The following is a 19993-nucleotide window of genomic DNA, read 5'->3' as shown; positions in this document are numbered from 1 at the left end:
GGTGTTTCGAGTGCCGCAGTATGTGGGAGCTGGCTTGCGCACGAAAGCGGTGTGTCCGTCGACTTCCATGTTGAATCTGCCGCACCATCGCGAGCAAGCCCGCTCCCACGTTGGGTCGTCAGTGGATGTTGGGGCGGTGCCGGGCAGACACAAAAACCCGGCCTGCGCCGGGTTTTTCGTTAACCGATCACTGCATCCAAGGTGGAGGCGGTTCTTCGGTTTTGCCCGGTGGCGCATCATCAGCCGCGCGCACCGCTTGTTTACGCTCTTCATCCAGGCGTGCCGCCTCGATTTCGCGTATGACGCCGCCAACGTCCGCCAGCTCTTCCGGCTCGTCGAACTCGCCGGTCAACACGCTGGCCGGGTGCAAGGTGCCGGCTTCGTAGAGCGCCCACATTTCCTTGGCGTACTTGGTCTTTTTCAACTCCGGCGCAAAACGCCCGAAGTAGGACGCCATGTTGCCCACGTCCCGCTCCAGCATGTTGAACGCGTGGTTGTTGCCCGCCGCATCCACAGCTTGCGGCAAGTCAATGATGACCGGGCCGGTCGGGGTCAACAGTACGTTGAACTCCGAAAGGTCACCGTGCACCAGACCGGTACACAACATCAGCACGATTTGGGAAATCAGGAACGCGTGATATTCACGGGCCTGATCCGGTTCCAGCACCACGTCGTTCAGACGCGGCGCGGCATCGCCGTATTCATCGGCCACCAGCTCCATGAGCAGTACGCCTTCGAGGAAGTCATACGGCTTGGGCACCCGCACACCGGCGCCGGCCAGACGGAACAGGGCCGCGACTTCGGCGTTCTGCCAGGCGTCCTCGGTTTCTTTCTTGCCGAACTTGGAGCCCTTGGCCATCGCCCGAGCCTGTCGGCTGTTGCGCACCTTGCGGCCTTCCTGGTACTCGGCCGCCTGACGGAAACTGCGTTTATTCGCCTCCTTGTAGACCTTCGCGCAACGTAGCTCATTACCGCAGCGCACCACATAAACAGCTGCTTCTTTACCACTCATGAGTGGGCGCAGCACCTCGTCGACCAGACCGTCCTCGATCAGGGGTTCAATGCGTTTTGGAGTCTTCATCAGCTTTTATTGTGGGTCCTTTATTACCAAACACGCGAAAGTCATTCGTTATACGGCAATCCTTGCGCGTCGGGGAGGGGTTGCCGACCTATGAACATTGCAGATGCACACAATGTGCCGAATTTATCCGTTAAATCCTGCACCAATCAATGACTCACGGAGATCATAGCCGAGACGCCAACGCTTGTTGGCGAAGGGATGCGAGGGCATTTGCGACAGAAGCTGACATCCGGATTCCCCTATTTGTAGGTTTTTTCTTAGAAGGCCTCAATTTCCCATTTTTTCAGCCGAAGTCATCAGAGAGAAAAGGATTTGTCCGACAATCGTCTCGACAAAAAAGACGATGCCGCCCTCAAGGAACCGAGTCAATCAACACCGTTTTCGGCTGCCAATAATCCGCGAGTCATCTGCACTGCGTGGGCCTACAAAAAAATCTGGAGCGCGGATGAACATCAAACAGAAGTTGACCTGGGCGTTTGCAATCATCGCCTGCTTGCCTGTGGTACTGGTCGCCACACTGGTCGTGCTGAACCTGCGCAGTGATGCCAAAGAAGGTTTCGTCGACAGCAGTGGCCGCGAGATCCGCCAGGTCAGCAATGCCATGCAACTGTTTTTCGACGGTATCAGCCAAAACGTTGATTATCTGGCGTCCCAGTCGCTGATCAAGAACACCGACGACAGCCTCAAGACCTACATGGCCGCCAACGCCGAGAGCATTCCTCAGGGCGAGATGGACAAAAAAGTCTTCGCGCTCCTTCAGGACCTGGGCAACAGCCATCCGTCCTACGCCTACGCGATCGTCGGCACCGCCGCCGGCGGCTACGTGTCCTGGCCGGACGACGCGAAGCTGAACAACTACGACCCGCGCCAGCGTCCCTGGTACAAGGCTGCACAGGCCAAACCGGGCAAGCCGTTCCGCACCGAGGCTTATTACTGGGCTCAGGACGATGCGTCCTACGTCAGCACCGTGCGCACCATCGACAACAAGTTGGGCAGCAACGGCGGCGTGGTCAGCATTGACGTGACGCTCAAGCAGCTCACCGAAATCGTCAAACAGATCAAACTCGGCGAAACCGGCTACCTGATGCTGCTGGAAAACAGCGGCACCGTGCTGGTCGATCCGAAGCAGCCTGAGCACAACTTCAAAGCCCTGAGCAGCCTCGGCGACGGCTACGCGCAACTGGCCAAGGCCGGCAAAGGCCTAGTGGAAGTCGAACTGAACGGCGAGCGCTACATGGCCAACGTCTGGCCATCGGAGCAACTGGGCTGGACCTTTATCGGCCTGATCAAGCAAACCGACGTGATGAGCTCGGCCACCCAGTTGACCTGGTTGATCGCCATCATCGCCGCAGTGCTTGCGGTGTTCTTTGCCATCGTCGGCGCCAGTTTTGCCAGTGTCATCGTGCGGCCGATCCGCAGTGTGGCCAGCGGTCTGGAAGGCATCGCCCAAGGTGAAGGCGACCTGACCAAGAACCTCGAAATCCGTGGCAACGACGAAACCGCGCAACTGGCCAACTGGTTCAACCAGTTCCTGGCGGCGATCCGCAACCTGATCCAAAACATCGGCGGTGCGGCGAACAAAATCCTCGCCACGTCCCAGAGCTCGACCCGAGTGTCCAGCGACATGGCCGAAGCCGCCGGGCGCCAGCGTGAAGCGGTGGACATGGTGTCCACGGCGTTCCACGAAATGGTCGCTACCGCCAACGAAGTCGCCCGTTCGTGCAGCCAGGCCGCCGAGTCGGCCGACAGTGGCCAGCGTCAGGCCCGGGAAGGTCAGCAGCAGATCGATGCCGCAGTGACCAGCGTCGATCGCTTGAGCCAGGAAATCGAACAGTCAGCCCAGTCGATGCAGCAGCTGGAACGCGACAGCAACGACATTCAGTCGATTCTCGGGACCATCCGTTCGATTGCCGAACAGACCAACCTGCTGGCGCTGAACGCTGCGATTGAAGCGGCACGGGCCGGTGAGCAGGGTCGTGGGTTTGCGGTGGTGGCGGATGAAGTTCGCGCCCTGGCTAAACGCACGGCCGACTCGACAGCGGAAATTGACGGGTTGCTCGGCAACCTCGCCAAGCGCACCAGCCAGGTGACACAGCAGATGCATGCGAGCCTGGAAGTGTCGCAGCAGTCGGTCACCCGCATTGGTGAAGCGCGCAGCAGCTTCGGGCAGATTCGTGAGTCGGTGGACGTGATTCGCGATATGAACACGCAGATTGCGACGGCGGCGGAAGAACAGCATCAGGTGGCTGAGGACATCAATCGGCACATCAGCCAGATTCATGGCGATGCGCAATTGGTGGCGGAACTGGCGAACTCGGCGCGGCTCGATTCCCAGAGCCTGGCCGGCTTGTCGAATGAGCTGGATGGGTTGGTTCGACGGTTCAGAACCTGATCCCCGGCAATACCACAAATCCAGTGTGGGAGCGGGCTTGCTCGCGAAAGCGGTGTAACAGCCAACAGAGATGTTGAATGTAATGGCCCCTTCGCGAGCAAGCCCGCTCCCACATTGGTTCGGTGTGTTACTGCCGGAACAATTCACCCGGGGTAAACCCGAACAAACCTTTGAACGCCGCAATAAACGCCGACGTCGAGTCATACCCGCACGCCAGCGCGGCATTGGTCACGCTGTCGCCCTCCTCCAGCAAACTCAATGACGACAGCAGCCGCATGCGCTGGCGCCAGCCGCGAAAGCTCAACCCGGTCTCGCGTTGAAACAGCCGCATCAGGGTTTTTTCCGAAGTGCCCAATCGCTGCGCCCATTGTTGCAAGGTCACGACCTGCTCCGGGTTTTCGATCAGTTCATTGCACAACCCGAGCAACCGCTCATGACGGGGCAACGGTAGAGAGAATTCCACCTCCGGCAAACTCGCCAACTGATCCAGCAACACGTTCACCAGCCGCGTCTCCTGGCTGTCGCCCTGTGGATACTCCACCGGCAGCAGGCAAAAACTCTTGATCAGCTCCCGGGCCAGCGGCGTGACTTCCAGCACCCGGCAACGCCCGTCCGCCCAGGCACTCTCCTCGCGACGCACATACAGGCTGCGCATTTCGGCACGCATCGAGGTCACCACTTGATGCTCAAGATCCGCCGGAATCCAGATGCCCCACTGCGGCGGTGCGAAGAAACTGCCTTCGGCGGTATGCACACCGAGAACGCCGCTGATGGCGTAGGAAAACTGCACCCAGTCGTGGCGATGGGGCGGTGTCCATGACCCGGCGTTGAGGCTTTCGGCGCGGGCGAACAACGGGCGCGGTAATGCCGTAATTGCGGGAATAGACCGTTCGAGGGAGATTTGTCCGTTGGACGTCATTGATGGGCCTTATGTCGCAGGACGGCAGATAACGCGACGTTAGGCCAACTCTCCCTTCCTGACAAGCCCGCTCCCACATCAGGTTGTGGTCAATTTTAGCGTTCGATGATGGCTGTTACGCCTTGGCCACCGGCGGCACAGATCGAGATCAACCCGCGGCCCTTGCCCGCCGCGTCCAGCAGCTTCGCCAGGTTGGCGACGATGCGCCCACCCGTAGCCGCAAACGGATGCCCCGCCGCCAGTGAACTGCCCTTGACGTTGAGCCGGTTGCGGTCGATGGAGCCCAGCGGCGCGTCGAGGCCGAGGCGGGTTTTGCAGTATTCGGGATCTTCCCAGGCCTTCAACGTGCAGAGCACCTGCGCGGCGAAGGCTTCGTGGATTTCGTAATAGTCGAAATCCTGCAAGGTCAGGCCATTGCGCGCCAGCAAACGCGGTACGGCGTACACCGGCGCCATCAGCAGCCCTTCGGCGCCGTTGACGAAATCCACCGCCGCCGCTTCGCCGTCGCGCAAGTACGCGAGGATCGGCAAGCCGCGCTCTTTCGCCCATTCTTCACTGCCCAACAGCACCAGCGACGCGCCATCGGTCAGTGGCGTGGAGTTGCCCGCCGTCATGGTGCCCTTGGCGCTTTTCTCGAAGGCCGGTTTGAGCGAGGCGAGTTTTTCCAGGGTCAGGTCCGGGCGCAGATTGTTGTCCCGGGTCAGGCCGAGGAACGGCGTCATCAGATCGTTGTGCCAACCTTCGGCGTAGGACGCGGCCAGTTTCTGATGGCTTTCGAGGGCCAGTTGATCCTGCTCAGCACGGGGGATGTTCCAGGTCTGGGCCATCAACTCGCAGTGCTGGCCCATGGACAGGCCGGTGCGCGGCTCACCGTTGCGCGGAAATTCCGGGATCAGGTGGTGCGGACGCAGTTGCAGGAACGTTTTCAGTTTGTCGCCTGTGGTTTTGGCGCGGTTGGCTTCCAGAAGGATTTTGCGCAGACCTTCGCTGACGCCAATCGGCGCATCGGAGGTGGTATCGACGCCACCGGCAATGCCGCACTCGATCTGGCCGAGGGCGATTTTGTTGGCCACCAATATCGCTGCTTCCAGACCGGTGCCGCAGGCTTGTTGGATGTCGTAGGCCGGGGTGGTCGGCGACAGCCGCGAGCCGAGCACGCATTCGCGGGTCAGGTTGAAATCCCGCGAGAGCTTGAGCACCGCGCCGGCCGCCACTTCGCCCATGCGCAAACCGTGCAGGTTGAAGCGTTCGATCAGGCCTTCGAGCGCTGCGGTGAGCATCGCCTGGTTACTGGCGGTGGCGTACGGCCCGTTGGAGCGGGCGAAAGGAATACGGTTACCGCCAATGATCGCGACGCGGCGCAGCTGAGTCATGAAAAGCTCCTTCTAAAAATTAAAATGTGAACGCGGTCCACTGTGGAAGCGGGCTTGCTCGCGAAGAGGCCGGCACATTCAACATCTTTGTTGACTGACCCACCGCTTTCGCGAGCAAGCCCGCTCCCACAGGTTCAGCATTCCCCTGCCAGTTCTGCTGAGCCCAAGCTAAAACCTCTGCTAAACCCAAGTTAAGACCAATGTTCTGTGTTCAAGCGTAGGCCTTATCTCGTGGATCGAACGACTGATCGCCATTCGTGGTCCACACTTTGAACCCCAGCTGCCGGAGAGCGTTCCATGTCAGACCGTTATATCGACTTCGCCAATTCGTCCATCGGCCACCGCCTGGTCGGGGCTTTGGGTCTGCCGTCGCCGGTTCGCCTGGAACGCTGGCAGGCCGGACGCCTGCGACCTGTCGAAGGGGCGCTGCTGATCGGCGGCGGCCCCGCTGGCAGAAAATGTCAGCGTTTTCGCCAACCGCCTGACCGACGCGATTTACAGCTACGGCACCGAGCCGTCCCTGGCTACCGCATGGATTCCCGGCCACGGCCCGAAACTCAAAGCCGTGGTGTTCGACGCCAGTCACCTGATGCAAACCGATCAGCTCAAACAGCTGCGCGAGTTTTTTCAACCGCTGATGAAAAACCTCGATAACAGCGCGCACCTGGTGATTCTGGGCCGTGCGCCGGAAACCTTGACCGACCCATTCGCCGCCAGCGCCCAGCGAGCCCTGGAAGGTTTCAGCCGTTCGCTCGCCAAAGAGCTGCGCAGTGGCGGCACCCTGCAACTGATCTACGTCGGCGATGGGGCCGAGGATCAACTGGAAGGTCCGCTGCGGTTTTTCCTCTCACCCAAAAGTGCTTTCGTGTCCGGGCAAGCGATTCGCCTGACCGCTTGCGACACGCCGGTGCAGGATTGGACTCGCCCACTGTCGGGCCGCAAAGCGCTGGTGACGGGCGCCGCTCGCGGGATCGGGGCCTCCATCGCCGAAACCTTGGCCCGTGATGGCGCAGATGTGATTCTGCTCGACGTGCCACCGGCCAAGACCGATCTTGAAGCCCTCGCCGCACGCCTCGGCGGGCGCGCCATCACCCTGGATATTTGCGCCGAGGATGCCGCGGCGCAGTTGATCGAACACTTGCCCGACGGCATCGACATCGTGGTCCACAACGCCGGCATCACCCGCGACAAAACCCTGGCCAACATGACCCCGGAATTCTGGGACGCGGTGCTGGCGGTCAACCTCAATGCGCCGCAAGTGCTGACCAAAGCGCTGCTCGACGCCGGCACCCTGCGCGACAACGGCCGGGTGATTTTGCTGGCCTCGATCAGCGGCATCGCCGGTAATCGCGGGCAAACCAACTACGCCGCGAGCAAGGCCGGGCTGATCGGCCTCGCCCAAGCCTGGGCGCCGCTGCTGCATGAGCGCGGCATCAGCATCAACGCGGTGGCGCCGGGGTTTATCGAAACCCAGATGACCGCGCACATTCCGTTTGCCCTGCGTGAGGCCGGGCGCCGCATGAGTTCACTGGGCCAGGGCGGCTTGCCGCAGGACGTCGCCGAAGCGGTGGCCTGGCTCGCGCAACCAGGCACCGGTGCGTTCACCGGGCAAGCGTTGCGGGTCTGCGGACAAAGTGTCCTGGGGGCGTAGCGATGATCATCGACTGGCACACACTCAACCGCGAACCGAGCCTGCCCGAGTTGTACCTGCGGGCGGCCCTGCGCCGAAAAATCACCGGCACCACCCTGCCCGACTCGGGTTTACGCTGCTGGCTCACTGTCGATCCGAAACGCCTGGCGGACTATCGCAAGGTTTGTGGTTTCGCCGACAACGGTCTGTTACCGCCGACTTATCCACACGTCCTGGCGTTTGCCCTGCAGATGCGATTGCTCACGGCCAAGGAGTTTCCATTTCCGCTGTTGGGGCTGATTCACCTGAGCAATCGCATTCGGGTGCTGCGCCCCATGGGCGGGGTGAATCGTGTGCGGGTCAGCGTGCAGCTGCAGAACCTGCAACCCCACGCCAAGGGCGCGACGTTCGACCTGGTCACGACCCTGGATGATCAGTTGGGCACGCTTTGGGAGGCTGAAAGCCAGATGCTCTGTCGCGGGGTCAAACTCGAGGGCGAACCGGTTGAAGAGGTGCTGGCATCGACGCTGGCGCTGACCGAGGTGGCTCGCTGGAAAGCCCCGGCGGACATTGGCCGGCAATACGCCAAGGTGTCCGGGGACTACAACCCGATACACCTGAGTGCGGTCAGTGCCAAGTTGTTCGGTTTTCCTACGGCCATTGCTCATGGGCTGTGGAACAAGGCACGCACCCTCGCGGCACTGGCGGATCATTTGCCGACGGCGAATATCGAGATTGCGGTGCAGTTTCGCAAACCGGTGCGCTTGCCCAGCGAGGTGACGTTGCTGGCCAGTGCGGCGGCGTCCAGTGGTGATTTGCAGTTGTTGGGTGCCGGGGAACTGGAACATATGGTGGGGCATTGGCGGCCTGTCGCCTGAGTTTTGGCAGGGGCTTTTGGTGTCATTAAGATCGCCTTCGCGAGCAAGCCCGCTCCCACAGGGGTTCAGTGTCGTTCACAGATGTTGTGTACGACCGAGACACGTGTGGGAGCGAGCTTGCTCGCGATAGCGGCAGGTCAGTCACAGTGATTTTGAATGAACCTGCGGGAACAGGTTATTCAACGTTTCCAGCAACCGCACGTGATAGATGGGTTTGCGAAACAGGTCGAGCACCTGCAAGCGCAGCATGTCACTGACGTCTTCCATGTCAGCATGCCCGGACGTCACGATCACTGGCAAATGCTGGCGCGAGGTGTGCTCACGCAATCGCTTGATCAGCGACATGCCGCTCTCCTCCGGCATGCGCAGATCAGTAATCACCAAGGCAATGTCTGGATGACACGTCAAATGATGCAGGGCGAGTTTGACCGAAGTGGCCGTAAAGCAACTGAAGCCCTCGCCCTCCAGCAATTCCGCCAACTCCAGCAACGCATCCTCTTCGTCGTCAACCAGCAGTAACTGTTGGCGGGGAAATGAGGAAGCGTTCATGGGCAATACCTGAAAACGGAAGGGTAGGACCGAGTGTAGCCTGCCATCAGCCATGCGTGACTTGTGTTCAGGTCACGGCGTGGGCGCCGTCACCGCAGTCCCGCCCAACGCTACCAGCATATTGTTGAACATCACTAGCACCCTTGCGCCCACGGGCGTCACGAAGACCACGACCACCACCGCGACCATTGCTACAACAATTGCGTACTCAATGGCCGACGCCGCTTCGGTACTCGACAGAAACTGCCTAGCACGCAACATCAGGTATTCAAAGAGCATCGAAGTTCTCCTTACGCGTCTAGGGTCACCCAGACAAAGAGAGATCCAATGATCCCGGCAATGCCTGAATGCACCTTTCGCAGATCTGGTTCAGAAGACAAACGAGTCGTTGTTGAAGTCTTGATCACGGCGCTGTTCTGACCTGCGCCACACCACCGAGGCCCACCAGAATATCGTTGAAGTACTGCAGGACCCGGTTACCAAGCGGCGTCACAAACGCCACGACCACCACTGCAACCATCGCCACCACAATCGCGTATTCGATGGCCGATGCCCCGTCTTCACTGTTGAAGAACAACTGAGCCCTGGCCACTAGATAATCGAAAATCATACGAGACATACCTCTACTCCTTTGCGCCTCTGGCGCCGATGTGACGGTATAGCGGCAGGTTCCACCGTGCCATCAGAGCATTGTCAACAAACCCCTAGGCAACAACTGTAAGAACGGATTAATCACAAAGGATTAACCGGAATGTTGACGCCATGATTCCGACAGTTAATAGGCCAAAACTCATACTTTAGTGAGTTATTTTCGGGCCGATGATGGCGTTTTGTCATAGATCAGCTAGCTTGGAAATAGCGAAATAGTTGGAAGTTCATAGCTGCCTGATTGCGAGGTCTCTTGTTGGAAAGTGCGGCTGGTAGTGCAGCAGGATAGGGAGCCGTCATGAACAGTCGCGTCACCATGGGCCTTGCAGCAGTCCTTTTACTGGGGGCAATTTTTGTCGGTTATTGGGGCCTGGTCCTCAGTCGGCAACCCGCGCCCGTCACCGCACCGGTGGCCTCCACGGCCCCGGTGGCCACCGTTGAAAAAACCGTTGCCGTCGCCGAAGACCAGACCCGTCAACCGGTGGTTGTGCTGGTCCATGACGTCCCGCCATTCACCCCGCTCACTGCCGCGGACCTTACCGTGGAAAAACTGCGCAGCGCCCCCGCCGGCAGCCTGAGCAAAGTCGAGCAAGCCGTGGGGCGCGCGCCGTGGCGACACCTGAGCGCCGGCACCTGGCTCAACGATGAGAGCTTTGCTGCGGGCGGCGCCCTGGCGCGCATGATTCACAGCGATGAACGTGCCCTCGCCGTCGCCGTGGACGAAGTGATCGGTGCCGCCGGGCAACTGACCCCCGGCGACTATGTCGATGTGTTGTTGTACCTGCGCCAGGACGCCAGCAACCTGCAACAGTCGACGCAGATCGTTGTCCCCGCGATGCGCGTGCTCGGGGTGGGTGAGCAGTTCGGCCTGACCAACGACGGTCAACCCGCCACACCGGCCCTGAGCAGCGACGACAAACTCAAACAGGACCAACGCCGCATCACCGCACGCACCGTGGTGCTGGCTGTCCCCGAACAACTCTTGAGCCGGCTGATGCTCGCCACTCAGGTCGGCACGTTGCGCCTGGCCGTGCGCAGCAGTGAAGAGCAGCGCCTGGCCAAATACTGGGCCGGCGAAAGCGAGTCACCGGCCAAGCTCGACAGCGCCAACAGTCAACTTTTCCAGTTCACCCAACTGGCCCTGGGTGGCGCGCCGAAAGCTCCGTCCAGTGGCGGCCACGTTGGCGCGACGCGGCCAGCAGTGGAGATCATTCGCGGCAATCAACTCACCCAACAAACCCAATGACTGAGTAAGGATCCAAGTGCATGCAAAGTCGTTCCTGGCCGAAGTTCAAACCTGTTTTCGGGGCCTTGATGCTGATGGGACTGTCTATAAACACTGCCTTCGCGGTGACCGGCAATTGCACCGCACTGGGCCGCTTACCGCCAGTCATCGAAATCGGCGAAGGGCTGCAACAGGATGTGCAGTCGCCGGTGGCGATCACTCGCCTGGCCATTGGTGATCCGAAAATCGCCGATGTGCAGGCCAATGGCAGCTCATCCTTTTTACTCACCGGCATGGCCCCCGGCGCCACCAGTCTGATGGTCTGGACCGCCTGCGCCAGCGAGCCGCGCCAGAGCATGGTGTTTGTCCAGGGCAAAGCCACCGCCGCCCTGACCAACGCCAGCGTGCTGCCGTCGGATGACGCGTTGTTGCCATCACAGGTGCAGACCGACATCCGCTTCGTCGAAGTCAGCCGCACCAAACTCAAGGAAGCCACGGCGTCGCTGATTGGTACGCGTGGCAACTTCCTGCTCGGCTCCCCCGGCACGCTGCCGACCGTCGGCGGCGTACCGACGCCGAAACTGCCGGTGGATAACGGGCAGTTCAACTTCTCATGGATTGGCGGCAAGACCATGGCGATCATCAACGCCCTGGAAGGCAGCGGCTTTGCCTACACGCTGGCGCGCCCTAGCCTGGTGGCGCTGAGCGGACAAAGCGCGAGTTTCCTGGCCGGTGGCGAAATCCCGATTCCCGTGCCCAGCGCCGGCAGCGATACCGTGACCATCGAGTACAAGGAATTCGGCATCCGCCTGACCCTGACCCCGACCATCATCGGTAAAAATCGCATCGCGCTGAAGGTCGCACCGGAAGTCAGTGAGCTCGATTACAGCAACGCGATCACCATCGCCGGCGCCCAGGTGCCAGCCCTGACCATCCGCCGCACCGACACCAGCGTCTCCCTGGCTGACGGCGAAAGCTTCGTCATCAGTGGCTTGATCAGCACCACCAATACCTCGCAAGTGAACAAGTTTCCGGGGCTGGGCGACATTCCGATCCTCGGGGCGTTTTTCCGCAGTTCATCAATCAACCGCCAGGAGCGTGAGCTGCTGATGATCGTCACCCCGCACCTGGTACAACCGCTGGCGGCGGATGCACAACTGCCGTCGCTGCCGGGCGAAAAACTGCGCAACTATGACCCGAATTTCTACCGCATGTTCTTCCTCGAAAACGGCAACTTCGACAAACGCAGCGGGCTCTCGCAATGAGCCAGAACCTGAGCCAGACGTTTCTCGCCATCACCCGCAACAGCACTGATCTGGAATGGCTGCAAGGTGCCCTCACGCCGCTGGGTCAGGTGGTGAGCGCAGGGGGAGGCAGCCTCGACGAATTGCTGGCGCTGGTCGACGTGACCTTCGCCAGCCTGGTGTTCGTCGGCCTCGACCGTGAGCATGTGGTGGCCCAGAGCGCGTTGATCGAAGGCGCACTGGAGGCCAAGCCGATGCTTGCCATCGTCGCGCTCGGCGACGGCATGGACAATCAACTGGTACTGAATGCGATGCGCGCCGGAGCGCGAGATTTCGTCGCCTATGGCTCGCGATCCAGTGAAGTCGCCGGGCTGGTGCGGCGCTTGAGTAAACGCCTGCCACCGGTGGCGCCGAACACGCAACTGGGCGGCCTGACCGTGCTGTATGGCGTGCAGAGCAACGCCGACGGCGCGCTGCTGGCCAATCACATGGCGCTGGTGGTGCAAAGAGCGGGCAGCAAACCCTGTTGCTGGACCTCGGCCTGCCGCGCGGTGACAGCCTGGAGTTGCTGGGGCTGGAAAGTTCGTTTCATTTCGGCGATGCCCTGCGCCACTTGCGCCGCCTCGACGCCACGCTGATCGACAGCGCCTTCACCAGCGCCGAGGCAGGCCTGCGGATTCTGGCGTATGCCGGCGATGATGCACCGCTGGAAGGCACCAGCGCCGCCGAGCTGTACATGTTGCTCAGCGCCTTGCGCCAACACTTCCAGCACATCGTGGTGAACCTCACCGGCCAGCCGGACAGCGAAGCGCTGCGCACCTTTGTCAGCCACTGCGACAAACTGCTGTGGTACACCGACCAGAACGTCCTCGATTGCCGCCGCAATCTGGCGGTGCTCAACTCGTGGCGGGAAAAAGGCATGAAGCTCGAACACGGGCGCTTGCTGGTCGACCGCTACTTGAACAACGTTGCGCCAGACTCGGACACCCTCGGCAAAACCTTCAATCTGGAAGTGATCGCGGTGCTGGCCTACAGTCCGGAACTGCGCCTGAACGCGAAAAACCAGGGCCTGAGCCTGTTCGAACTGGGCCCCAGGGAAAAACTCACACAAAGCCTGCGCGCCCTCGGCGAGCGTCTGGCCAAACGTTCTGAAAGCCTGGCCAAGCCGAAGGTCAACTGGTTCAACCGGTTGCGAGGCACGCCATGACCGTAGAAAAACTGTTCGGCTCACCCCAGCGCGGCCCCGTCGGCAACACCGACCACGAAGGCCTGAAACTGGTGCTGCACCGCTACATCATCGATGCCATCGAAGAATCCGGAAAAAACCTGCTGGAGGGTTCTCGGCAGTTGTTGGCGCAGTTCGTCACCGACAAGGTCGCCGAATACATTGCTCGCCTGCACCTGGCGATTTCCCGCTATGAAATGGAGCGCCTGGCCGAAGAAATCGTCGATGAACTGACCGGTTTCGGGCCGCTCGAAGTGTTGCTGCGCGATCCGTCCGTGACCGAAATCCTGGTCAACGGCCCGCACCGGGTGTTCATCGAACGGGACGGCGTGCTGCATCAAAGTGACCTGCGTTTTATCGATGCGCATCACGTTGAGCGAGTCATGCAACGCATTCTTGCACCGCTGGGGCGACGGCTAGATGAGTCTTCGCCGATGGTCGATGCGCGCATGCCTGATGGCAGTCGGGTCAATGCGATCATCCCGCCAATTGCACTGGACGGGCCGTGTCTGTCGATTCGTAAATTTCGCAAGGACATGCTCAAAAGCACCGACCTGATGGCCATGCAAACCATCGATCAGTCGATCTTCGAGTTTTTTCAGGAAGCGGTCGGCAAGCGCTGCAACATCCTCATCAGCGGCGGCACCGGCACCGGCAAAACCACCTTACTGAACATCCTCAGCCAATTGATCAACCCCCATGAACGACTGGTGACCATCGAAGACGTCGCCGAATTGCAGTTGGGCCACCCCCACGTCGTGCGCCTGGAAACCCGACCGCCCAATGCCGAGGGCCACGGCGAAGTCAAAGCCAGCGACCTGATCCGCAACGCCCTGCGGATGCGCCCCGACCGGATCATCCTCGGCGAGATTCGCGGGGTCGAAGTGCTCGACGTACTCACCGCCATGAACACCGGCCACGACGGTTCCATGAGCACCGTGCACGCCAACAATGCCCAGGACGCGTTGTTACGCCTGGAAACCCTGGTCGGCCTGACAGGTCGCACCGTGGCCGAACGCACCCTGCGGCAGATGATTTGCGCAGCGCTGGACGTGATCATCCAACTGACGCGTTTGCCCGACGGCCGCCGCTGCGTCAGCGAGGTGGTGGAAGTGGTCGGCGTGCGTGAAGGCATCTACGTCACCAACACGTTGTTCCGCCTCAATCGGAAGACGGGTTTCGGCTTCCTGCGCGAAGCGATCAACCCGGCCGGCGACAAGTTGCGGCACGAGTCGAGCCTGGACTGACGGCATGGGACACTCAATATGATCGGACCGATCATTCTTATCCTCGTCTGCCTTATCTTGCTGGGGCTGTCGATTCGCCTGTTCCTGCACGGCGTGCACAAGAAGGCCAACGAACGGGTGCTCAATCGCCTGGCCAAGGGTCAACCGATACAAGCCGCGAGCAAGACCTCGTGGGTGGGTCTTGAGCGCATGTTTCTACGCGCCGGCTTAGGGCGCCCGACCGAGCGTCTGGGCCTGTGGTTGATGCTGTGGACGGTGGCAATGCTGCTCGGTTACCTGCTGGCGAACTGGGTCGGATTGCTGGTCGCAGTGCTGGCGCCGCCGCTGCTGCTGCGCCTGTACATTTCCTGGCTGTATCGGCGCCGCCTCAAACGCATGATCGAACAACTGCCGCAATTGCTCGATCACAGCGTGCGCAGCCTCAAGTCCGGCCGGACCTTGACCGATGCCATCATCGGCGGCATCGAGGCCAGTGAAGACCCGCTGAAAAAAGCCATGGGGCGGGTGCAGCGTAACGTGCAGCTTGGCGTTAATTTGCCGGACGCCGTAAGCGATTTCGCCGAACTCTATGAACAGGACGAATTGCGCATGTTTGCCCTGGGCCTGAAGGTCAACCATCGCTACGGCGGCAACGCCAGCGAGCTGCTGGAGAACCTCATCAAACTGATCCGCGAACGGGACCAGGGCGCCCGCCAACTGAGTGCCCTGACCGGGGAAACCCGCATGACGGCATGGGTGCTGGGTTTGCTGCCAGTGATTCTGGTGAGTTACTTCATGCTGACCAACCCCGGTTACATGCTCGGCATGTGGCATGACTCGGGTGGCCAGACCATGCTGATTGTCGCGCTGGTGTTGCAGGTCCTCGGCAGCCTGGCGCTGTGGCGCATGTTGAGGAGCGTTTGAAATGATCCTTCTGGCAAGCCTCATGCTGTTCCTCGGCGCCCTGTTGCTGGTGACCAATCACTTGCTGCAAGAACGCCGCCGCGTGCGTCAGGTAACCCAACGTTTGCAGGGACAACTGGTGCGGGGAAACCGGTTCGGCAATTGGCTGCGGGTTCTGGGCGGCAGTAAGTTTGGCCAGCGCTCGGTCAGCATCGACAGCGAAACCCAGATCCTGCTCGCCCGCCTGGGCTGGCGCCGCGCCAGCGAGCGCTCGTTGTACGCGGCCTGCCAGATCGGCACCCCGCTGCTGGCCCTCGGCCTGGGGCTGTTCCTGCAAGAGGTGTTCTTTGCGCACTCCGACAACGGCTGGCTGCTGCCGATGCTCGCCACGGGCGCGGGTTATCTGCTGCCCAAGCGCTTGTTGGCGTATGCCGCCGCTCGCCGGCAGCAAATCATTTCAATCGAGATTTCGACCTTTATTCCGCTGTTGCGCATCCTTTTCGAATCGGGCATGGCCATCGAACAGGCGTTGCGCGTGCTCAGCACCGAGGGGCAAAAGCTGTTGCCGGAACTGACCAGCGAACTGCGCCTGATCCTGAACCGTGTCGACTCCGGCCTTGAGCTGGGCCAGGAACTGAACAAGGCCGCGGCGATGCTCGCGGTGGATGAATTCACCGACACCTGCGTCATCTTGCAGCAACTGATTCATCAAGGCGGCGGCGCCATGAAGTCGCTGCTGTCGCTCAAGCAACTGCTCGACGACAGGCGCCTGACACGCTTGCAGGAATACATTTCAAAGATGTCGGCCAAGATGTCCGTGGTGATGATGCTGTTTCTGTTTCCGGCTTTACTGATCGTACTGGCCGGCCCTGGTTTTACCGCCATATCCCGAGCATTCGCGTCCTGACGTTGGCTCACGGAGAGAGTTTGATGAAAGCACTGATTGTCGCGGCAAGTTTGTTAATGCTGGGCGGTTGCGCCACTGACGGCCAGACACCGTGGGCGGCGTTGACCGGTCCCACCAGTTGCAGCAAGTTGAGCTCCGAACAGGAACTGGCCCTTAACCTGGCAGACGACCTGGTCAACGACGGAAAACTGCACGCCAGCCTGGCCAATCTGCAAAACCTGCCGGACGACCTCGGCGAAGTGCGCTTGCGCAAAGCCAAGGTGTATCGCCTGCTGGGCCGCAGCGAAGCCGAACCGCTATACCGCAGCCTGCTCGGCAGTTGCCTGACGGCTGAGGCCGAACACGGTTTGGGTCAGCTCTACGCGGCTCGTGGCGACAACGGCCAGGCTCAGGCGCACCTGCAACGGGCAGCGCGACTGGCGCCGACCGACGAAAAAATCCGCAACGACTTGGGCGTGGTCTACCTCAACCAATTGCGCACGGAAGATGCCCGCTTCGAATTCCTCACCGCCATCGAACTCAAGCAAAACGATCAACTGGCCTCGCTGAACCTGGTGACCTTGCTGCTGTATCAGGACAAATGGCAACAAGCCGCCGAAATCGTCAGCCGCTCACACCTGAGCCCGGAACAATTCACCGACGCCCAGGAGCGTGCGGAAAAACTCAAGACCCCGTCGGTCCATGCCAAACCCGCTACCGGCAGCCAGGTGGCCGTAGTGGCCGATCCGCTGCCGTTAACGATCAAGTGAGGCCGCCATGAACACTTTGAAACGATTGTGTTGCCTGAGCCTGTTGAGCCTGCCACTAAGTGCTCAGGCCATCGACGCCGGCCCATCCTCGCCGCAACAACAGGAAACCGAAGGCTGGCTGGTACTGCAAAGTAGCAACAAAGCCGCCTCCCCTACTCCGCAAACAGCGACCGCGGCGGAACGGGAACTGGCGATGCAGCGCTGGTTAAAGAAATACAAGTATGAGATCCCGGACCTGTATGACCCGGATACAGGGGGCAAGATTAAAACTAACTAAGTCGATAATCCCCTGTAGGCGCAGCCTTCGGCAGCACCTACAGGGGGCAGCGATAACGCGGTCTATGCAGGATCGACGTTATCCAGCGCCCGATTCACCGCCAACTCAGCCAGCATGACAATCTGCTGAAGCGCCATCGCCGTATGCCGGTCGGGACCTTGCAAGCGCGCGGCAAAATCACTGGCCATGACACTCGCCGAGGCCAGGGACTCACAGGTGTGGGCTAGCAGGCTTTCTGTGTCCACTTCGGGGACGATCATGAACATCGTGCTGGGTTTGCGGGAGGCAGGGGGATTGGGGGTAGGTTTGAACATGGTGAGACTCCAAGTAGAAAACGGAGCTACCACTGACCGCCGCGACAGCGATCAAAGGGTGGCAGCTGTACGCGGGGTCGCGGACCGGTACTTGGCAACCCGGCATACCCGAAGGTATCCCGCGCACAGCCACCATAGATCAAACGACAGGCACCGGAGGCTGTCGGTTGAGGGCGGTGATTATGCACCAAGTAGATTAATTCAGGCCGCGACAGCCCGATCGCTGAATGTGTCAGCGACAGACAAAAGGCTAGAGATACCGCGTCCGACAGGCAACCTGAAAACCTTGTGGGACGGTTCTGAAAATTTTACCGACCGTTAAACATCGTCGTTAGTTAGGGCGTCTTCGCGAGCAGGCTCGCTCCCACAATAGGACTGAGTGCATCCGAAAGAGATAGGTCGGCTGTCAGGCCGCCTTCGCGGGCAAGCCTCGCTCCCACAATTGGACTGAGTGCATCCAATAGAGATGGGTTGGCTGGCTGGCAGGCCGCCTTCGCAGGCAAGCCAGCTCCCACAATTGGACCGAGTGCATCCGGGAGCGATAGGTCGGCTGTCAGGCCGCCTTCGCGGGCAAGCCTCGCTCCTACAAAAGCAGAATCAAAAGCAGAGCGGCATACACCGCACCGCTCCTCACCACTCATTAGGCCGAGCGTTAGCTCGCCTGCTCTTGATCTTGCTCTACCCGCCCCTTCGGGAGGCTGAGTGGAGGTGTTCATCTGGGGGGTGGGCGCGTAGCGCCGTGCGGCGAAGCCGCACACATCGAGAGGAGGTCGTCGCGAAGCAGACCGTAGGCGATGCCCCCAGATGAATACCGGAACGAAGGCACGCCGAGCCTAGGCGAGGGGCCGGACGCCGGGGCGAGCCTTTTTGGGTACTTTTTTGGCGTTTGAAAAAAGTGCCTCGCCGTAAGGGCGAAACCCTAAGTAGCCGCTACCGCAGCAACGGATATGTACTCAACCACCAAGAACATGGTCGGCCCAAAGGCCGCCAAGACCAAAGGCTCAATGCGCAATAACCCGCTGCCGAACCAAAGAACTACTGGGAGAAAGCGCCAAAGCCAATTGCGTCCGATTATGCATATGCGTCAACCGCAAAACCTGCGACACATACAGCTTCACCGTGTTCTCGGTAATCCCCAACTCACAGGCAATCTGATAATTGGTCTGCCCCTTGCCCACCAACCGCGCCACATCCAACTGCCGAGGCGACAACTGATTGAAAATCGCCGGGATCTCCAACCGGTCCGTCTCGCCGACCTCTTCACCCGAAACACCACGAGAAGACGCAGCAGGACTACGCCGCACCTTGTCCAGGTCCTGGTAAAGATCATCAATGGATTCGGAAAGAAACTGCAGCTTCTGATTCAAATGCCCCAGTTGCACACTCTTCTGCCGTTCTTGCAGGACAACTTCCTGGCGCTGCAAACCCTCGAGCAACTCATTCAGATCAATCGGCTTTTGATAGTAATCAGCGATCCCGGCGCGCAACGCCTTGATCACGTCCTGCTTGTCGGCGCGACCGGTCAGCATGATCGCCTCGAACGCCCGCTCCTTGCCGGCCAGCCGCTGCAGTTCCAGCACCAGTTGAATGCCATCCATACCCGGCATGTGCAAATCACACAGCACCAGACCGATCTCGGCGTCTTCACTGAAGCGCTCGACCGCCTGCTGACTGGATTCGCACGGAACACAGCGATAACCGCTGCTCTCAAGGAATTCACACAGTTCTTCGACAATCAACGGCTGATCGTCAACCACAAGGACTTTTACCGCAGACGTCACTTTGTTCACGTGCCACTCCATGCCAAGGTCAAGCTGACCATTCCTGTACCGCCAGCCTTTGGCTGTATAACCAGTCATTTGAAAGTAGACGCACTTTCCGACTATGTACATAGGACTAGTGGCGCTTCACGACTAATGGATCCAGCACAGTGCTGCCAGAGCACCCGCGAACACGAACGGCGCAAATGGCGGCTTTTTTGACGCTCCAGGCGCCATATATCGAAGACGTTCTTTAAGTCCTTGACTCATATGCAACCAGACTCTTGGCGCCAGTAGCAACCAGACCACGCTGGTCACGGCGGCGCCAATAAATACGTAGAGGACGAAAATGCCGTCCGTCGCAAGGCCCAGAGCTGTCATAAGTTTCACATCCCCGGCCCCCATCCTGCCCATGACGTAGCCCGGCAAAGTGAATGCCAACGCCAGCAAAAAGGCCCAGCCACCCTGCCGCGCCTCGGCGCCCATCCAAGTGTTGCCGGTCCAAAGCAGGTACACCAGCGCCAGCGCGCCAACCCCCAGGGTCAAGGCATTGGCGATGCGCCGCTCCCGTGCATCCTGCGCAGCGCACAACGCCAGCCATATAAATAGGACAAAACTCTGCATCCGGTAAAAACCGTCCGTTTTTGCTGAATGATTCTATGCTGATACTACGCAGTGCCAGTCAGGGTAGAC

Annotated in this window: 17 protein-coding genes and 4 pseudogenes; 12 read left to right on the top strand and 9 right to left on the bottom strand. The window is 60.2% G+C overall.

The window, feature by feature from the left end:
* Positions 1-187: 187 nt before the first annotated feature.
* Positions 188-1081, bottom strand: coding sequence for a PA4780 family RIO1-like protein kinase (locus RHM58_RS12020; protein ID WP_201189303.1), 894 nt, complete (start codon positions 1079-1081; stop codon positions 188-190).
* Positions 1082-1424: 343 nt separating this feature from the next.
* Between RHM58_RS12020 and RHM58_RS34015 the strand changes: the two are divergent.
* Positions 1425-2615 (top strand): annotated as a pseudogene (locus RHM58_RS34015) (cache domain-containing protein); the annotation flags it as partial.
* Positions 2616-2705: 90 nt separating this feature from the next.
* The gene (locus tag RHM58_RS34010; RefSeq protein WP_371857425.1) at positions 2706-3473 is read left to right on the top strand and encodes a methyl-accepting chemotaxis protein; all 768 of its coding nucleotides are present in this window, start codon (positions 2706-2708) and stop codon (positions 3471-3473) included.
* 127 nt (positions 3474-3600) lie between these two features.
* Here RHM58_RS34010 and RHM58_RS12010 read toward each other — a convergent pair whose 3' ends face one another.
* The gene (locus RHM58_RS12010; RefSeq protein ID WP_201256329.1) at positions 3601-4392 is read right to left on the bottom strand and encodes an AraC family transcriptional regulator; all 792 of its coding nucleotides are present in this window, start codon (positions 4390-4392) and stop codon (positions 3601-3603) included.
* Positions 4393-4487: 95 nt separating this feature from the next.
* Positions 4488-5765: an acetyl-CoA C-acetyltransferase gene (locus RHM58_RS12005; protein WP_201256328.1), complete on the bottom strand. Its 1278-nt coding sequence runs from the start codon at positions 5763-5765 to the stop codon at positions 4488-4490.
* 297 nt (positions 5766-6062) lie between these two features.
* Here RHM58_RS12005 and RHM58_RS12000 point away from each other — a divergent pair.
* Both RHM58_RS12000 and RHM58_RS11995 read left to right on the top strand, forming a co-directional pair.
* Positions 6063-7416: pseudogene (locus tag RHM58_RS12000) on the top strand (3-oxoacyl-ACP reductase).
* Between the two features lie 2 nt (positions 7417-7418).
* Positions 7419-8273, top strand: a complete 855-nt coding sequence (locus RHM58_RS11995) for a MaoC family dehydratase (RefSeq protein WP_322270452.1) — start codon at positions 7419-7421, stop codon at positions 8271-8273.
* Between the two features lie 141 nt (positions 8274-8414).
* Here RHM58_RS11995 and RHM58_RS11990 read toward each other — a convergent pair whose 3' ends face one another.
* From RHM58_RS11990 to RHM58_RS11980, 3 genes are all read right to left on the bottom strand, one after another.
* The gene (locus tag RHM58_RS11990) at positions 8415-8822 is read right to left on the bottom strand and encodes a response regulator (protein WP_322270451.1); all 408 of its coding nucleotides are present in this window, start codon (positions 8820-8822) and stop codon (positions 8415-8417) included.
* A gap of 72 nt (positions 8823-8894) precedes the next feature.
* The gene (locus RHM58_RS11985) at positions 8895-9101 is read right to left on the bottom strand and encodes a Flp family type IVb pilin (RefSeq protein WP_322270450.1); all 207 of its coding nucleotides are present in this window, start codon (positions 9099-9101) and stop codon (positions 8895-8897) included.
* Positions 9102-9225: 124 nt separating this feature from the next.
* Complete coding sequence (locus tag RHM58_RS11980; protein WP_201256333.1) at positions 9226-9432, bottom strand: Flp family type IVb pilin; 207 nt, start codon at positions 9430-9432, stop codon at positions 9226-9228.
* 336 nt (positions 9433-9768) lie between these two features.
* On the opposite strand from RHM58_RS11980, the gene cpaB reads away from it, so the two are divergent.
* The 8 genes and pseudogenes from cpaB (at position 9769) to RHM58_RS11940 (ending at position 17226) form a co-directional block, all read left to right on the top strand.
* Positions 9769-10716: a Flp pilus assembly protein CpaB gene (gene cpaB, locus RHM58_RS11975; protein ID WP_201256324.1), complete on the top strand. Its 948-nt coding sequence runs from the start codon at positions 9769-9771 to the stop codon at positions 10714-10716.
* A 20-nt stretch (positions 10717-10736) separates the two neighbouring features.
* Entirely contained in the window at positions 10737-11960 is a 1224-nt protein-coding gene (locus RHM58_RS11970; protein ID WP_201256323.1) for a type II and III secretion system protein family protein, read from the top strand.
* Positions 11957-13146: pseudogene (locus RHM58_RS11965) on the top strand (pilus assembly protein). The gene RHM58_RS11970 and the pseudogene RHM58_RS11965 overlap by 4 nt, the downstream one beginning before the upstream one ends.
* Entirely contained in the window at positions 13143-14411 is a 1269-nt protein-coding gene (locus tag RHM58_RS11960; protein WP_201256322.1) for a CpaF family protein, read from the top strand. Before RHM58_RS11965 ends, RHM58_RS11960 begins: the two are co-directional and overlap by 4 nt.
* Before the next feature lie 18 nt (positions 14412-14429).
* Positions 14430-15314 (top strand): type II secretion system F family protein, encoded by an 885-nt coding sequence (locus RHM58_RS11955; protein ID WP_322270449.1) that lies wholly within the window; start codon positions 14430-14432, stop codon positions 15312-15314.
* 1 nt (position 15315) lies between these two features.
* A complete protein-coding gene (locus RHM58_RS11950; RefSeq protein ID WP_322270448.1) occupies positions 15316-16200 on the top strand; it encodes a type II secretion system F family protein in 885 nt (294 codons plus the stop codon).
* A gap of 23 nt (positions 16201-16223) precedes the next feature.
* On the top strand, positions 16224-16949 hold the full coding sequence (locus tag RHM58_RS11945; protein ID WP_201256319.1) for a tetratricopeptide repeat protein: 726 nt from the start codon (positions 16224-16226) through the stop codon (positions 16947-16949).
* Between the two features lie 7 nt (positions 16950-16956).
* Positions 16957-17226: a DUF3613 domain-containing protein gene (locus tag RHM58_RS11940; protein ID WP_201256318.1), complete on the top strand. Its 270-nt coding sequence runs from the start codon at positions 16957-16959 to the stop codon at positions 17224-17226.
* A 62-nt stretch (positions 17227-17288) separates the two neighbouring features.
* Here RHM58_RS11940 and RHM58_RS11935 read toward each other — a convergent pair.
* From RHM58_RS11935 to RHM58_RS11925, 3 genes and pseudogenes are all read right to left on the bottom strand, one after another.
* Positions 17289-17516 (bottom strand): annotated as a pseudogene (locus tag RHM58_RS11935) (DUF6124 family protein); the annotation flags it as partial.
* A 1025-nt stretch (positions 17517-18541) separates the two neighbouring features.
* Positions 18542-19330 carry a response regulator transcription factor gene (locus RHM58_RS11930; protein ID WP_322270447.1) on the bottom strand — a complete coding sequence of 263 codons (789 nt, stop codon included), beginning with the start codon at positions 19328-19330 and terminating at the stop codon, positions 18542-18544.
* A 123-nt stretch (positions 19331-19453) separates the two neighbouring features.
* Complete coding sequence (locus RHM58_RS11925; protein ID WP_322270446.1) at positions 19454-19924, bottom strand: A24 family peptidase; 471 nt, start codon at positions 19922-19924, stop codon at positions 19454-19456.
* Positions 19925-19993: the final 69 nt, after the last annotated feature.

The sequence above is a fragment of the Pseudomonas sp. 10S4 genome (assembly GCF_034344865.1).
Classification (GTDB): Bacteria; Pseudomonadota; Gammaproteobacteria; order Pseudomonadales; family Pseudomonadaceae; genus Aquipseudomonas.
Note: the sequence above shows the minus strand (reverse complement) of the source record. Positions and strands in the feature narration are given on the sequence as shown.